Here is a 14,771-nt window from a genome sequence, read left to right as displayed (position 1 = left end):
TGACGGTGTGGGCCCACCACATGTACGTCACCGGTGGTGTGCTGCTGCCGTTCTTCTCCTTCATGACCTTCCTGATCGCGGTCCCGACCGGTGTGAAGTTCTTCAACTGGATCGGCACCATGTGGAAGGGCTCGCTGTCGTTCGAGACGCCGATGCTGTGGGCGTCCGGCTTCCTCGTGACGTTCCTGTTCGGTGGTCTGACCGGTGTCATCCTGGCCTCGCCGCCGCTGGACTTCCACGTCTCCGACTCGTACTTCGTCGTCGCCCACTTCCACTACGTGGTCTTCGGTACGGTCGTCTTCGCGATGTTCGCCGGCTTCCACTTCTGGTGGCCGAAGATGACCGGCAAGATGCTCGACGAGCGGCTCGGCAAGATCACCTTCTGGACGCTGTTCATCGGCTTCCACGGCACCTTCCTGGTCCAGCACTGGCTGGGCGCCGAGGGCATGCCGCGCCGGTACGCCGACTACCTGGCGGCCGACGGCTTCACCACGCTGAACACGGTCTCGTCGATCGGTTCGTTCCTGCTCGGCCTGTCGATCCTGCCGTTCCTCTACAACGTGTGGAAGACGGCCCGGTACGGCAAGCCGGTCGGTGTGGACGACCCGTGGGGCTACGGCCGCTCCCTGGAGTGGGCGACCTCCTGCCCGCCGCCGCGGCACAACTTCGTCACCCTGCCTCGGATCCGCAGCGAGTCCCCGGCGTTCGACCTGCACCACCCGGACATCGCCATGGCCGAGGCCGAGGCCCACAGGCTCCACACGTGACCGGGGCGGGACGTCGCAGGGGCGGCGGACACCCGCCGGGAGCCGACGGAGACCTCGCCAACCAGGTCGAGGGATACCTGCTGTGGCAGGCCAGGATCGCCGAGGCCGAACAGCTGGCACGGGAGTTCACCGGCCGCATGGACTGGCTGACCACGTCCCAGCGCGACGAGGTCGAGCACCACTACGTCGACGACAGCCTCCGGCGCGCCCGCCAGGACCTGGAACGGATCGCCGCCCGGTGCGTGTCCCTGCGGGGCGAGTACGAGCGGCGCTACCGGGTGCTGCGGGCGCGCTGCGTGGGCTGGGCGGTGGCCGTGTGCGGGGGCGCCGCCTTCGTGGCGACGACGGTGACGGCCGTGACGCTGAGCCGGTAAGACGGTGAGCCGGTGAGCTGCTGAGCCGGTGAGCTGCTGGAAGTCCTCTCCTACGCGGGCGTCTTCGCCGGCCCGCCCTTGTCCCCCGCCGCGGCCGTCAGCGGACGCGCGATGTCCTCCAGGGACCGGCGTTCCGCGTTCACCGCGCACGCCGCCGCCACCAGCCCCGCCGCGCACATCAGGCCCGCCCCGATCTGGAACGCCAGCACCGTGTCGGCCACCTTGCCCGTCCCCGTGAGGTCGGCGAAGAGCAGGGGGCCGCTGATGCCGCCCGCGGCCGTGCCCAGGGCGTAGAAGAACGCGATGGACATCGCCCGCGTCTCCATCGGGAAGATCTCGGAGACGGTCAGGTAGGCGCTGGACGCTCCCGCCGAGGCGAAGAAGAGGACCGCGCACCAGCATGCCGTCAGCGTCCCCGCCGTCAGCACGCCGCGGTCGAACAGCCAGGCCGTGAGGAAGAGCAGCAGGCCGGAGAGGAGGTACGTCGACGAGATCATCACCCTCCTGCCCACCGTGTCGAAGAGCTTGCCCAGGAACAGGGGGCCGAGGAAGTTGCCGACGGCGATGACCACGAAGTAGTAGCCGGTGTCCCCCGTCGGCACGTCGAAGAACTTCGTGAGGATCGCGCCGAAGCCGAAGGTGATCGCGTTGTAGAGGAACGCCTGGCCGACGAAGAGGGAGAAGCCGAGGACGGCGCGGCGCCGGTAGTCGTGGAAGACCGTGCGGGCGATCTCGGCGAAGGTGACGCTCTCGCGCTGGTGGATCACCAGCTCGCTCTCCGGTGCCGTAAGCGGCTTGCCCGTCTCCTCCTCCACCTTTGCCTCGATGGCGGAGACGATCTCCTCGGCCTCCCGTTCCCTGCCGTGGATCAGCAGCCAGCGCGGGCTCTCCGGGACGTTGCGCCGTACCAGCAGGATGACCAGGCCGAGGACGACGCCCAGCGCGAAGGTCAGGCGCCAGCCGACGTCCTTCGCCAGGAAGTCGGTGTTCAGCGCGACGATCGAGAGCAGCGAGCCGCCCACCGCGCCCACCCAGAAGCTGCCGTTGATGATCAGGTCGACGCGGCCGCGGTAGTGCGCCGGGATCAGCTCGTCGATCGCCGAGTTGATCGCCGCGTACTCGCCGCCGATGCCGAAGCCGGTCAGGAAGCGGAAGACGAAGAACCACCAGGGGGCGAAGGAGATCGAGGTCAGGGCGGTGGCGGCCAGGTAGACCGCCAAGGTGGTCATGAAGAGCTTCTTGCGGCCGTACCGGTCGGTCAGGCGGCCCCAGAAGAGGGCGCCGGTGCAGGCGCCGGCCACGTAGAGGGCCGCGGCGGTGCCGGTGACCTGGGAGGAGGAGATCGCGAGGCCGCTGCCCGGTTCGGAGAGGCGGCTCGCGATGTTGCCGACGACCGTGACCTCCAGGCCGTCCAGGATCCAGACGGTGCCGAGGCCGATGACGATCGTCCAGTGCCAGCGGGACCAGGGGAGCCGGTCCAGGCGCGCCGGGATGCGGGTGGTGATCGTCCGGCCGCCGCTTTCGTCCACGCCCATGTCCGTAGCCGTACCCAACGCGCGCCTCCTTGCCCGGGAGTCCAGAACCGAAGCCGCCCGTTCGGGTGCCCCGGCCCGCGCGGTCTACGCCCCCAGCGCTCGCGACACCGTGAAGATCAGCACCCCGGCCAGCGACCCCACCACCGTGCCGTTGATCCGGATGAACTGCAGGTCGCGGCCGATGTGCGCCTCGATCTTCCGGGTGGTGTGCTCGGCGTCCCAGCCGGCCACCGTGTCGGTGATCAGCGAGGTGATCTCCTTGCGGTAGGTCGACACGACGTGCACGGCCGCGCCCTCGACCCAGCTGTCGACCTTGTCCTGGACCTTGGGCTCCTTCGCCATCCGGGCGCCCAGGGAGATCAGGGAGGCGCGGACGCGCAGCCGCAGCTCGCTGCGCTCGTCCTCGGCCGCCGCCACGATCATGGAGCGTACGGCCGTCCAGGCGGACGCGATCAGGTCCTGGACCTCACCGCGGCCCAGGACCTCGCCCTTGAGCCGCTCGACGCGGGCGCGGGTGTCGGTGTCGGACTGGAGGTCGTTCGCGAAGTCCGTGAGGAAGCGGTCGAGGGCGCCGCGGGCCGGGTGGGAGGGCATGTCCCGCATCTCGGAGCAGAAGCGCAGCAGCTCCTTGTAGACGCGCTCGCCGACGCGACGGTCGACGAACCGGGGGGTCCAGCCGGGGGCGCCGCCCTGGACGGCGTCCATCACGGAGTCGCCGTGCAGCACCAGCCAGTCGTAGGCCCGGGTGACGACGAGGTCCACGACGCGCTTGTGGCCGCCGTCGGCGACGACCCGCTCCAGCATCTTGCCGATGCCGGGGGCGATCTCCTGGGCGTCGGCGCGGCGGGTGATCGCCTCGCCGACGACCGCCTGGACGTCGGAGTCCCGCAGCACGGTGAGCGCGCCGCGGAGCGCTGTCGCGAGTTCGGCGGTGACCCGGTCGGCGTTCTTCGGCTCGGCCAGCCAGGCGCCGAGGCGGCTGCCGATGCCGACGGCGCGCAGGCGCTGCCGTACGACGTCCCGGGAGAGGAAGTTCTCGCCGACGAACTCGCCGAGCGAGACGCCGAGCTGGTCCTTCTTGTTGGGGATGATCGCGGTGTGCGGGATGGGCACGCCGAGGGGGTGCCGGAAGATGGCGGTGACCGCGAACCAGTCGGCCAGCGCGCCGACCATGCCCGCCTCGGCTGCCGCGGCCACGTAGTCCGCCCAGGCGCCGGCGCCCTCGCCGGACGCCCACTTGGCCAGGGCGTACACGAGGGCGACGAACAGCAGCAGGCCGGTCGCCGTGCGCTTCATCTGCCGGACGCCGCGCTGACGCTCCTCGTCGGCAGGCGTGAAGGCGTTCATGGACTTGTACGACGGCTCGGCGGCCGCCCGGCCGTCAGCCCGGCCGTCCGTCGTCTCCGTAGGTTCCGCCATCTGCTCCACCCGTTCGCAGCCGGTCCACCCTCACGGTGATCCCGCACATATTGTCCCTTGCTGACCTACTCCCGGAACGGAACAAGAGTTCCCACCGTCTGTAATGTTCGGGGAACTCCGGCAGGACCTGTACGTCAGAGGCCGCCCACAGGTCGAGGAGACCGCATCCGCATGACCCGGCGTCACGAGGGTTTCGCCCTGCTCGGGGCAGTAGTGGCACTGATCGTGGCCCTGTCCGCCGCCCTCTCCCTCGTCGTCGCCCCCGACGACGGCGCGTCCGCGGCCACCGGCGTCCCGGGCGGCGGCCTGCACGGCGTCTCGGCCGCACCCGTCTCCGCCGGGACCTGGGTCGGCTCCTGGGCCGCGGCCACGGGATCCGTGGGGTCGGGGCGACCCTGATGCCGTTCCAGGGGCACGCCGGGTGGACCCCGGCCAGGGAACGGGTCCGCCGACAGATCAACGAACGGGATCCGGTCGGGCCGGGTGTACGACGCGGTCACCGACTTCGACCAGGCACTCCGCGACCCGTACGCCCCGAACCGTCTCCGCCCCTCCTACGACTCCGGAGACCACCTCCACCCGAGGGGAGGCCCTCCCTCAACCGACACGCACCATCCATCCGCCGCAACGGTGATCAGCCACGGCGACGGTGTTCGGCGGTGCCGGGCCGGGCGGTGGGCACCTGCGGGCCGGTGGGGGCTGATCGCGCAGTTCCCCGCGCCCCTTGGTTGGCTGCCCCGGCGTCGGTCGACAGCCACCGCCCCCCTTGGTTGGCTGCCCCGGCGTCGGTCGACAGCCACCGCGCCCCTTGGTTGGCTGCCCCGGCGTCGGTCGACAGCCACCGCGCCCCCTGAGCTGGCTGCCCCGGCGTTGCTCAGTAGTTGCCGTGTCTGCGGTCGTGGCGGTTCTCTCGGCGGTTCTCTCGTTGTTCTCGGCGTTCCTGGCGCCACTCGTGGCGGGCCTCGTGGAGTTCGTGGCGGGCCTGGCGGCGTTCCTCCTTCAGGCGTCGGCGTTCCGCCTTCGTCACCTTGTGTTCCACCTCGACGCCGCCCCAGAACGCCAGGCCCGTCACGATCACCCTGGGGGCGCCCGGGTCCGGCAGCGTCTCCTCCTCGTAGTGGTCGAAGCCGCCCATGATGCCGATGCCGCGCATCACCACCTCGACGCCCGGCGGCACGATCACGCTCACCCCGCCCATCACCGCGACGCAGTTGATCTCCACCTCGCGGTCCGCGAAGTTCGCCTCGCGCAGGTCGATCTCCCCACCGCCCATGAACGCCAGGCAGTTGAAGCGCCTCGGCACCGTCCAGCGGCCCTTGCGCTGGAAGCCGGACATGACGGCCACCGCCCAGGTGGAGGTGCCCTCACCGCCGACGAACCGTCCAGCCCAACTTCCGTCGTCCACCGGGGGCTTGGTAAGCGACACCGTGGGGGAGCCGGCCGCCGGCAGATCCCTGGTGATCGGCGTCAGCTCACCGTACGTGCGGGCCTGGTACGTCGCCTCCAGCCGCTCCTCGAACTCCGCCATGTCGAGCCGCCCCTCCGCGAGGGCGTCCCTGAGGATCTCGGCGACTCGTTCACGATCGGCGTCGGAGGCGCGCAGCTCCGGGGCATCCTCGGTCATGGTGAGCAGACTACGAGTTCGCGGCCCCGGGGACCACGGGGCTAGGCGGTGGCCCTGTCCGCGTACATCTTCGCGATCACCGCCTCGATGTCCGGCTCCCGGACCGACAGGTCGGCCAACGGGTACTCCGCCGCGATCCGCGCCACCAGCGGCGCCGCCGACTCCGACGCCGGGAACGCCAGCCACTGCCGCGGGCCCTCCACCTTCACCACCCGGGCCGCCGGGCCCGCGTCGATTGGCGGGAGCTCCCGCTCCAGGTCGACCACGAGGGTGCGCTCGCTCTCCCCCGCCTCGTGCAGCCCGGCGAGCGGACCGTCGTACATCAGCCGCCCGTGGTCGATGACCATCACCCGGGAGCACAACTGCTCGATGTCCTGGAGGTCGTGGGTGGTGAGCAGGACCGTGGTGCCGCGCTCCGCGTTCAGCTCCCGCAGGAAGTCGCGGACCCTGGCCTTGGAGATGACGTCCAGGCCGATCGTCGGCTCGTCCAGGTAGAGGACGTCCGGGTCGTGCAGGAGCGCGGCCACGATGTCGCCGCGCATCCGCTGACCGAGGGAGAGTTGCCGTACCGGGACGTCCAGCAGCGTGTCCAGGGACAGGAGTTCGACCAGGCGGTCCAGGTTCTCCCGGTAACGGGCGTCCGGGATGCGGTACATGCGGTGCATCAGCCGGTAGGAGTCGACGAGCGGGAGGTCCCACCACAGGGTGGTGCGCTGCCCGAAGACGACGCCGATGCGGTGGGCCAGCTTCGTGCGCTCGCGGGACGGGTCGATGCCGGCCACCCTCAGCCGCCCGGCGCTCGGGGTCAGGATGCCCGTCAGCATCTTGATCGTCGTCGACTTCCCGGCGCCGTTCGGGCCGATGTACCCCACCATCTCGCCCCGCGCCACCGTGAACGAGAGCGAGTCCACCGCACGTACCTGCCGGCGCTCCCGCTTCAGGAAACCCGCCTTCTTGCGGACCTCGAAGACCTTCTCGACCCCGTCGACCTCGATGAACATCGTCAACTCCCCGTACTCCGGTACGACCTGAGACCCGCCCGCCACGCCAGCCCCGCCAGCGCGCAGCACACCGCCGCCACCAGCGGCGGCGACCACACCGTCCACTCCGGCAGCCGCAGCGGGTACGGCCGCCCCAGTACGTACGCCGCCGGCACCCAGTTGACGAAGGCCAGCGGCAGCATGAACGTCACCCCGCGCACGAAGTCCTTCCCGAACACCGTCGGCGGATACTGGAGCAGCGTCGTACCGCCGTAGGTGAACGCGTTCTGCACCTCGGCCGCGTCCTGCGCCAGGAACTGGAAGGCCGCGCCCGCCACGAACAGCGCGCAGAAGATCACCGCACCGCTGCCCAGCATCAGCGGCAGCAGAAGCAGCTTCGCCGCCGTCCAGTGGACGTCCACCGACACCGTCGCCCAGCCGAGGACCACCGCGCCCTGGGTGATCCGGCCGAGCCGGCGCAGCGCGAAGCGGTCCGCGCCCACCTGGGCGAGCACCGGGGCAGGACGCACCAGCAGCGTGTCGAAGGAGCCGTCCCGGATCCGGGAGCCCAGCACGTCCATCGAGCCGAGCACCAGGTCGGCCGCCCCGAACGCGGTCGCCGACAGGCCGTACAGGAAGGCGACCTCGGGCAGCGACCAGCCGCCCAGCGAGTCGACCCGGGTGAACATCAGCAGGATGGTCGCGAAGTCCAGGCCGGTCACCAGCAGGTTCCCGGCCACCGTGAGGAGGAAGGAGGTCCGGTAGATCATCGTCGAGCGGACCCACATCCCGGCGATCAGCCGGTACGTCCGCAGCCCCTCCAGGGCACGCTCACCCACCCTGCACCACCACCCGTCGGGTCGCCACCGACTGCACCAGCCGGCCCGCCGCCAGCAGCACCACCGCCCACCCGGCCTGGAAGGCGAACGCCCCCGGCGCGCCGGTCTCCCCCATCAGCACGTCGGCCGGCATCTGGATCAGCGCCGCCCACGGCAGGGCCCGCGCGATCTCGCCGAGCGCGCCCGGGAACACGTTCAGCGGCAGGGTCATCCCGGAGAAGAACACCCCCGTGATCATCATGACCTGGTTGACGCCCATGCCGTCCATCAGCCAGAACACGCTCAGCGCGACCAGGTAGCGGATGCCGAAGCTGACGGCCATCGCGAGGAGCAGCGCGACCAGGAAGGCGGCCCAGGTGCCGGCGTCCGACGGCAACGCCGTCGGGAAGAACAGCGCGCCGAACAGGAAGGGGATCACGCCCCGGCCGAGCATCTGGAAGAGCGAGCGGCCCAGATCCGTCGCCAGCCACCACAGTTGCAGATCCGCCGGACGGTACAGGTCGATCGCGATCGCGCCCGTACGGATACGCTCCATCAGGTCTTTTTCCACGCCCCCGCCCTGGATCGCGAGCGTCGCGTACAGGCACTGCCCGAGCCAGACATAGGTCACCGCCTGTGCCTGGTCATAGCCTCCGAGGTGCGGTTTCTCGTCCCACAGCGCCAAGTACGTGTAGACGAGGATGATCCCGAAGGCCGTGTTCGTGAACACCCCGGCGGCGGTGGCCGCCCGATACGTCGCGTACCGTCGGAAACCCCCCGCAGCGACGGCCGTGTACAACCGTCCCGCGCCCACGCCAACCGACCTCCCGGACCGCCCGACACCGAAGCGCAGGAGCCTACTGCGCCGACGGCACCGCAGGCCACGCAATTTCCGTGACCGAAGCGTGCCGGAATCCGGGAACGGAACGCGCGGTGCGAGAGTCTTCACCAGGGGGCGCAGAAGCGTACGAGGTCGTACGGGAACGATGTACGACGCGAAACAGGAGTCCGTGCACGACATGAGCGACGAGCCGCAGCCGCAACAGCCGAACCAGGGCGGCGGAGGCCCGACGGAGCCGCCGGCCGCGGCCGAGGGGAAGAAGATCCCGGCGCAGCCGACGGCCGGGACGAAGCAGCCGGAGCCGCCTGCGGCGGCCGAGGAGAGGACGACGACGGAGACGCCCGGCACGAACCCGTCCCGTACGGAGGCGTCCGGCACGAACCCGACGGGCACGAACCCGTCCCGCACGGAGCGGCCCGGCACACAGCCGTCCCGCACGAATCCGTCCCGCACCGAGACGCCCGGCACGCAGCCGTCCCGCACGGACGCGCCCGGCACACAGCCGTCCGGCACAGCCCCGTCCGGCACGAACCCGTCGTCCCGCACGGCGGCGCCCGGCGCGCAGCCGTCCGGCACGAACCCGTCCCGCACGGAGTCGCCCGGCGCGCAGCCGTCCGGCGCCGAGGCGTCCGCGGCGGCGAGGGCGGAACGGTCGGTGGGGGGTGAGGACGCGCAGACGCGGCAGCTCGCCGCGGTCAGGGTGCCGAAGGCACGACCGCCGGTGGCGGCCGGGGACCGGCAGGACCCGCAAGGCGGGCCGCACGCGCCGGACGGGCAGGACACGCAGACGCGGCAGCTCACGGCGGTCAGGCCGCCGAAGGCGGCGGCACCCACCGCGGCCACGCCGGCCGGGGCGGCACCGCCCGGCGCCGAGCCGCCCGCGGCCGCCGCGCAGACGACGGGGGGCGGGAAGAAGATGAAGCGGCCCAAGCGGACCGGATGGCGGCGGATCATCCCGACCTGGCGGATGGTGCTCGGCACCTTCGTGCTCGGGGTACTGCTGCTGATCGGCCTGTTCTTCCTCGGCTACTCCATGGTGAAGATCCCGGCCGCCAACACGGTCGCCATCAAGCAGTCCAACGTGTACCTGTACGCCGACGGCTCCCAGCTCGCCCGCGACGGCGAGGTCAACCGGGAGAACGTGGACCTCTCCCAGGTCTCCGTGGACGCCCAGCACGCGGTGCTCGCCGCCGAGGACCGCGACTTCTACACCGAGTCCGCCGTCGACCCCAAGGCGATGCTGCGCGCCGCGTGGAACACCGCGACCGGCAAGGGCACCCAGTCCGGCTCCACGATCACCCAGCAGTACGTGAAGAACTACTACCTCGCCCAGGAGCAGACCGTCACCCGCAAGGTGAAGGAGTTCTTCATCTCGGTCAAGCTGGACCGCAGCGAGCCCAAGGACCAGATCCTCGAGGGCTACCTCAACACCAGCTACTTCGGCCGCAACGCCTACGGCATCCAGGCCGCCGCCCAGGCCTACTACGGCAAGGACGCCATCGACCTCGACCCGGCCCGCGCCGCCTACCTCGCCGCGCTCGTCAACGCGCCGAGCGAGTACGACGTCGTCGCCCACCCCGAGAACAAGGCGGCCGCGGTCGCCCGCTGGAACTACGTCCTCGACGGCATGGTCAAGAAGGGCTGGCTCAGCGAGTCCAAGCGGGCCGGCATGAAGTTCCCGATGCCCAAGGAGCAGACCGTCTCCACCGGCATGTCCGGGCAGCGCGGCTACATCGTCAACGCGGTCAACGACTACCTGATCAAGAACAAGATCGTCGACTCGGACGCACTGGAGGCCGGCGGCTACCGCATCACCACCACCCTGCAGAAGAGCCGGCAGAACGCCTTCGTCAAGGCGGTCGACGACAAGCTGATGTCGAAGCTGGGCAAGAGCAACAAGGTCGACACCTACGTGCGGGCCGGCGGCGCCTCCGTCGACCCGAAGACCGGCAAGGTCGTCGCCATGTACGGCGGCATCGACTACGTGAAGCAGTACACCAACGGCGCGACCCGCGGTGACTTCCAGGTCGGCTCCACCTTCAAGCCCTTCGTCTTCGCCTCCGCCGTCGACAACGGCTCCACCACCCAGTCCGGGCAGACCATCACCCCGAACACCTACTACGACGGCACCAACAAGCGCACCGTCCAGGGCTGGCCCGGCGGCGCCTACGCACCGGAGAACGAGGACGAGAAGTCGTACGGCCAGATCACCGTCCGCAAGGCCACCGACCTCTCCGTGAACTCGGTGTACGCGCAGATGGCCGTCGACGTCGGCCCGTCCAAGGTCAAGCGGACCGCCGTCGCCCTGGGCATCCCCTCCGACACCAAGGACCTCCAGCCGTACCCGTCGATCGCCCTCGGCACCGCCACCGCCAGCGTCCTCGACATGGCGGAGGCCTACGCCACGCTCGCCAACCACGGCAGGCACGGCACCTACACCATGGTCGACAAGGTCACCAGGGACGGCACGCAGGAAATCAAGCTGCCGGAGTCCAAGACCACCCAGGCCGTCAGCCGGCAGGCCGCCGACACCACCACCTCCATCCTCCAGAGCGTGGTCGACAACGGCACCGCCACCGCCGCCCAGGCCGCGGGCCGCCCGGCCGCCGGCAAGACCGGCACCGCCGAGGAGGACACCGCCGCCTGGTTCGCGGGCTACACCCCGGACCTCTCCACCGTCGTCTCCGTGATGGGCCAGGACCCGGTCACGGCCGCCCACAAGTCGCTCTACGGCGCGCTCGGCCTCGAGCGCATCAACGGCGGCGGGGCCCCGACCGAGATCTGGGCGCAGTACACCAAGGACGCCCTGAAGGGCACCACGGCCTCCGACTTCGACCTGGACCTCCAGGCCGGCGCCGAGACCGTGGCCCCGCCCACCCAGAACACGGCCACCCCGGGCACCGGCGGCCAGGACAACGGCGGCACCACCGGCGGGAACCAGGACAACGGCGGCACCACCGACGGCGGCCAGGACAACGGCGGCACGACCGGCACCACCACCAACGGCACCACGGACGGCGGCACGACGGACGGTTCCACCACCGCCGGTACGACCACGTCCGGTACGACGACCGCCGGCACCGACTCCGGTACGACGACCTCGGGCACCGACTCCGGCACCTCCACCGGAACCACGACCGCCGGCACGAATGCCGGGACGACGGCCGGCACCGACACCGGCACCAGTACCGGCACGACGGCGGGCGACGGGGGCGGCGGATTCGGGTTCGTTCAATGACCGCTGGTCGCCTTGAGTCCCACCACGGCGACCAGCAGCAGGCACACGAAGAAGATCCGGGCGGCGGTGGCCGGCTCCCCCAGCACCGCCATCCCGAACACCGCCGCCCCGGCCGCCCCGATCCCCACCCACACGCCGTAGGCGGTACCGATGGGGAGCGTCCGCGCGGCGTACGACAGCAGCAGCATGCTGGCGACGATCCCGCCGCCGGTGAGCAGACTGGGCAGGGGCCGGGTGAACCCGTCCGTGTACTTCATGCCCACGGACCACCCGACCTCGAGCAGACCGGCGACGACAAGCAGAACCCAGGCCATGACGGCACCTCCGAGACGTCTCGCTGACGTATCTCCGACAGCGGGGGGTGCGTCGTCTTTGCCTGCACAGTCCCGGTACGGCGCGTCTCGTCGGGCTGGTCCTTCGAAGGTAGCAAAGGAATGACAAAGGGGCCTGGTGACCACAGTCACCAGGCCCCTCCAGACCTCTGAATCAGAGATACAGGCCGGTCGAGTCCTCCGAGCCCTCGAACCGGTCGGCGGCCACCGCGTGCAGATCACGCTCCCGCATCAGCACGTACGCCACCCCCCGCACCTCGACCTCGGCGCGGTCCTCCGGGTCGTACAGCACCCGGTCGCCGGGCTCCACCGTGCGCACGTTCTGCCCGACCGCGACCACCTCGGCCCAGGCCAGCCGGCGCCCGACGGCCGCCGTGGCGGGGATCAGGATGCCCCCGCCGGACCGTCGCTCGCCCTCCCCGGTTTCCTGCTTCACCAGGACCCGGTCGTGCAGCATCCGGATGGGCAGCTTGTCGTGCTGGCTGCTCTGCTCGTCTCTCTTGGCGCTCACGCCTGTGAACCTACCTGCCTCTGATCAGCTCTTACGCCGTCGGGTACCGCTGAAGACCAGCAGCCCGACCACGCCCACGGCGACGAGCGCGACCGGCACGACCCGCTCCAGCCGCGGCGCGCCGTCCTCGTCCACGAACTGGGCCTTCACATCGCTCACCACCCGGTTGACCTGGACGTAGGCCCGTCCGAGCGTGTGATCGACGTTGGCCGCGACCTTGGCCTTCGCATCGCCGACGATGGTCTTCGGGTGTACCCGCACCCCGATCTCGTCCAGCGTCTCGGCCAGCACCTCGCGGCGGTGCTTGATGTCCGCCTCGATCTGCGCCGGGGTTCTGGTGTCCGACGTCTCCGCCACCGTAGGCCCTCCGAAGTCTGCCGTACTGCCGTACTGCCTGTTCTGGACAGTCTGTCAGCTCTCGCCGCCACCGCACGGCCAGGACCCCCCGTTACGCTAGACCGATGAGCGAGCGACTCCAGCCCGGGGACGTAGCCCCCGACTTCACCCTCCCCGACGCCGACGGCAACGAGGTGTCCCTCTCCGCCCACAAGGGCCGCAAGGTCATCGTCTACTTCTACCCCGCGGCCCTCACCCCAGGCTGCACGAAGCAGGCGTGCGACTTCACGGACAACCTCTCCCTCCTCGCCGACGCCGGCTACGACGTCCTCGGCATCTCCCCCGACGCCCCGGAGAAACTCGGCAAGTTCCGCGAGAAGGAGAACCTGAAGGTCACCCTCCTCGCCGACCCCGACAAGAAGGTCCTCGACGCGTACGGCGCCTTCGGCGAGAAGATGAACTACGGCAAGACCTACCTGGGCGTCATCCGCTCCACGATCATCGTGGACGAGCAGGGCAAGGTCGAGAAGGCCCTCTACAACGTCCGCGCCACCGGCCACGTGGCCAAGATCATCAAGGATCTGGGCATCTGAACGCCCTCCCGCAGGGACGGCCCGCACCGACGCCTCCGGCGCGGGCCGTTCCGACGGCCGGTCACGGCGAGCGAGGGCTTGGCTCGAACTGCCGTGCGGCGGCGGGAATGTGGTCTCGCGAGTAACGGCAGGCTCTCGCAGCAGAACCCGTCGGCCCCGTAGACTGAGCGCCGGCGGTCAGCTGCGATGACCGCTTTTGAGCGGCCGTGATGGAATTTGGCAGTCATGCTGGGTTTAGGTCCCAGTGGGTTAACACCCGTGTGGGTTCGAGTCCCACCGGCCGCACATCTGAGGGGTCGCCCGTTCCGGACGACCCCTCTTCGCGTCTCAGCCCAACAACTCCCGCACCACCGGCACCAGCGCCCGGAACGCCTTCCCCCGGTGGCTGATCGCGTTCTTCTCGGCGGGGGTCAGTTCGGCGCACGTGCGTGTCTCGCCCTCCGGCTGGAGGATCGGGTCGTAGCCGAAGCCGTTCGTGCCGGAGGGGGCGTGGCGGAGGGTTCCCCGCAGTTGGCCCTCGACCACGCGCTCCGTGCCGTCGGGCAGGGCCAGCGCCGCCGCGCAGGCGAAGTGGGCGCCGCGGTGCTCCGCGGCGATGTCGGCGAGCTGGGCGAGCAGCAGGTCCAGGTTGGCTTTGTCGTCGCCGTGGCGGCCCGCCCAGCGGGCGGAGAAGATGCCGGGGGCGCCGTTCAGGACGTCGACGCAGAGGCCGGAGTCGTCGGCGACGGCGGGGAGGCCGGTGGCCTGGGCGAGGGCGTGGGCCTTGAGCAACGCGTTCTCGGCGAAGGTGACGCCTGTTTCCTTGACGTCGGGGATGTCGGGGTACGCGTCCGCGCCCACCAGTTCGTGGGGCAGCCCCGCCTCCGCGAGGATCGAGTGCAGCTCGGTGATCTTTCCGGCGTTGCGGGTGGCGAGGATCAGGCGGGTCGTCATGCCCAGCAGTATCGCAAGGGCCGGGGTGGCGCCCTATGGCGTGCAGACCTTGGTCAGTTCGCCGGCCGCGTCGGTGACCGGGGTGACGTCGGGGGTGGAGTCGCCGTTCTCGACGGCGGTGCGGACGTTGTCGACGGCCTGCTGGAGGTGGTCGACCGCCTTGTTGACGTCGGCGTCGTCGGTCTTGTCGCCGATCTTCCTGAGGTTCTGCTGGATGGAGTCGAGGGAGGCCTCGGTGCGGGTGGGGTCGTTCGCGGCGTTCTCCACGGCCTGTTGGAGGGCGGTGACGCTGTCGGCGATGGAGTCGGCGGTGCGGACGCAGTCCAGTGCCGTGTCGACCGAGTCGCAGCCGGTGAGGAGGGCGGTGGTGAGTGCGGCGGTCGCGGCCACGGCGGCGATGGTGGTGACGCGACGGCGTCCTCGGCGTCGGCTGGCGGCCATGGTGGTGTCCCTCCCCGTGGTACGGCTGG

The 14,771-nt window shown here is 70.6% G+C and carries 16 protein-coding genes, 1 tRNA gene, 1 pseudogene and 1 riboswitch; of the genes and pseudogenes, 7 read left to right on the top strand and 11 right to left on the bottom strand.

The features are described 5' to 3' along the window. Both JF597_RS03195 and JF597_RS03190 read left to right on the top strand, forming a co-directional pair. Positions 1-767 (top strand): cbb3-type cytochrome c oxidase subunit I (locus tag JF597_RS03195; protein ID WP_293988395.1); only part of this gene is annotated, 767 nt, incomplete at its 5' end. After that, the gene (locus tag JF597_RS03190) at positions 764-1,141 is read left to right on the top strand and encodes a cytochrome C oxidase subunit I (protein WP_293988392.1); all 378 of its coding nucleotides are present in this window, start codon (positions 764-766) and stop codon (positions 1,139-1,141) included. The genes JF597_RS03195 and JF597_RS03190, both read left to right, overlap by 4 nt. A 50-nt stretch (positions 1,142-1,191) precedes the next feature. Here JF597_RS03190 and JF597_RS03185 read toward each other — a convergent pair whose 3' ends face one another. Then, a complete protein-coding gene (locus tag JF597_RS03185; RefSeq protein ID WP_293988390.1) occupies positions 1,192-2,676 on the bottom strand; it encodes an MFS transporter in 1,485 nt (494 codons plus the stop codon). Positions 2,677-2,760: 84 nt separating this feature from the next. Next, the gene (locus tag JF597_RS03180; RefSeq protein WP_293988386.1) at positions 2,761-4,095 is read right to left on the bottom strand and encodes a DUF445 domain-containing protein; all 1,335 of its coding nucleotides are present in this window, start codon (positions 4,093-4,095) and stop codon (positions 2,761-2,763) included. Positions 4,096-4,266: 171 nt separating this feature from the next. On the opposite strand from JF597_RS03180, the gene JF597_RS03175 reads away from it, so the two are divergent. Then, on the top strand, positions 4,267-4,494 hold the full coding sequence (locus JF597_RS03175; protein ID WP_293988383.1) for a hypothetical protein: 228 nt from the start codon (positions 4,267-4,269) through the stop codon (positions 4,492-4,494). Beyond that, positions 4,464-4,677, top strand: a pseudogene (locus JF597_RS03170) (SGNH/GDSL hydrolase family protein); the annotation flags it as partial. The gene JF597_RS03175 and the pseudogene JF597_RS03170, both read left to right, overlap by 31 nt. Before the next feature lie 292 nt (positions 4,678-4,969). Here the strand turns inward: JF597_RS03170 and JF597_RS03165 are convergent. The 4 genes from JF597_RS03165 to JF597_RS03150 are packed head-to-tail and all read right to left on the bottom strand — an operon-like array spanning position 4,970 to position 8,331. Further along, positions 4,970-5,719, bottom strand: coding sequence for a DUF1707 domain-containing protein (locus tag JF597_RS03165; protein WP_293988379.1), 750 nt, complete (start codon positions 5,717-5,719; stop codon positions 4,970-4,972). Positions 5,720-5,760: 41 nt separating this feature from the next. After that, a complete protein-coding gene (locus JF597_RS03160; RefSeq protein ID WP_293988377.1) occupies positions 5,761-6,720 on the bottom strand; it encodes an ATP-binding cassette domain-containing protein in 960 nt (319 codons plus the stop codon). Positions 6,721-6,722: 2 nt separating this feature from the next. Further along, the gene (locus tag JF597_RS03155; RefSeq protein WP_293988403.1) at positions 6,723-7,487 is read right to left on the bottom strand and encodes an ABC transporter permease; all 765 of its coding nucleotides are present in this window, start codon (positions 7,485-7,487) and stop codon (positions 6,723-6,725) included. A 43-nt stretch (positions 7,488-7,530) separates the two neighbouring features. Continuing rightward, positions 7,531-8,331, bottom strand: coding sequence for an ABC-2 family transporter protein (locus JF597_RS03150; protein ID WP_293988375.1), 801 nt, complete (start codon positions 8,329-8,331; stop codon positions 7,531-7,533). A gap of 943 nt (positions 8,332-9,274) precedes the next feature. Here JF597_RS03150 and JF597_RS03145 point away from each other — a divergent pair. Next, a complete protein-coding gene (locus JF597_RS03145; RefSeq protein WP_293988400.1) occupies positions 9,275-11,596 on the top strand; it encodes a transglycosylase domain-containing protein in 2,322 nt (773 codons plus the stop codon). On the opposite strand, the gene JF597_RS03140 is transcribed toward JF597_RS03145, so the two are convergent. From JF597_RS03140 to JF597_RS03130, 3 genes are all read right to left on the bottom strand, one after another. Continuing rightward, positions 11,590-11,910, bottom strand: a complete 321-nt coding sequence (locus tag JF597_RS03140) for an SMR family transporter (protein ID WP_293988372.1) — start codon at positions 11,908-11,910, stop codon at positions 11,590-11,592. The two genes, JF597_RS03145 and JF597_RS03140, sit on opposite strands and share 7 nt — an antisense overlap. Before the next feature lie 46 nt (positions 11,911-11,956). Then, a riboswitch (guanidine-III (ykkC-III) riboswitch) is annotated at positions 11,957-12,034 on the bottom strand. A gap of 48 nt (positions 12,035-12,082) precedes the next feature. Next, positions 12,083-12,439, bottom strand: a complete 357-nt coding sequence (locus JF597_RS03135; RefSeq protein WP_093502483.1) for a co-chaperone GroES — start codon at positions 12,437-12,439, stop codon at positions 12,083-12,085. A 24-nt stretch (positions 12,440-12,463) separates the two neighbouring features. Then, on the bottom strand, positions 12,464-12,796 hold the full coding sequence (locus JF597_RS03130; protein ID WP_293988364.1) for a DUF3618 domain-containing protein: 333 nt from the start codon (positions 12,794-12,796) through the stop codon (positions 12,464-12,466). A 104-nt stretch (positions 12,797-12,900) separates the two neighbouring features. Between JF597_RS03130 and bcp the strand changes: the two genes are divergently transcribed. Together bcp and JF597_RS03120 are read left to right on the top strand one after the other, a co-directional pair. Next, positions 12,901-13,368 (top strand): thioredoxin-dependent thiol peroxidase, encoded by a 468-nt coding sequence (gene bcp / locus JF597_RS03125; protein ID WP_123976646.1) that lies wholly within the window; start codon positions 12,901-12,903, stop codon positions 13,366-13,368. 200 nt (positions 13,369-13,568) lie between these two features. Continuing rightward, positions 13,569-13,653, top strand: a tRNA-Leu gene (locus tag JF597_RS03120). A gap of 42 nt (positions 13,654-13,695) precedes the next feature. Here the strand turns inward: JF597_RS03120 and rdgB are convergent. Continuing rightward, positions 13,696-14,301, bottom strand: a complete 606-nt coding sequence (gene rdgB / locus JF597_RS03115; RefSeq protein ID WP_293988357.1) for an RdgB/HAM1 family non-canonical purine NTP pyrophosphatase — start codon at positions 14,299-14,301, stop codon at positions 13,696-13,698. A 33-nt stretch (positions 14,302-14,334) separates the two neighbouring features. Further along, entirely contained in the window at positions 14,335-14,742 is a 408-nt protein-coding gene (locus JF597_RS03110; protein ID WP_293988354.1) for a hypothetical protein, read from the bottom strand. Positions 14,743-14,771 lie beyond the last annotated feature (29 nt).

This window comes from Streptomyces sp., assembly GCF_019510245.1.
GTDB lineage: Bacteria > Actinomycetota > Actinomycetes > Streptomycetales > Streptomycetaceae > Streptomyces.
Note: the sequence above shows the minus strand (reverse complement) of the source record. Positions and strands in the feature narration are given on the sequence as shown.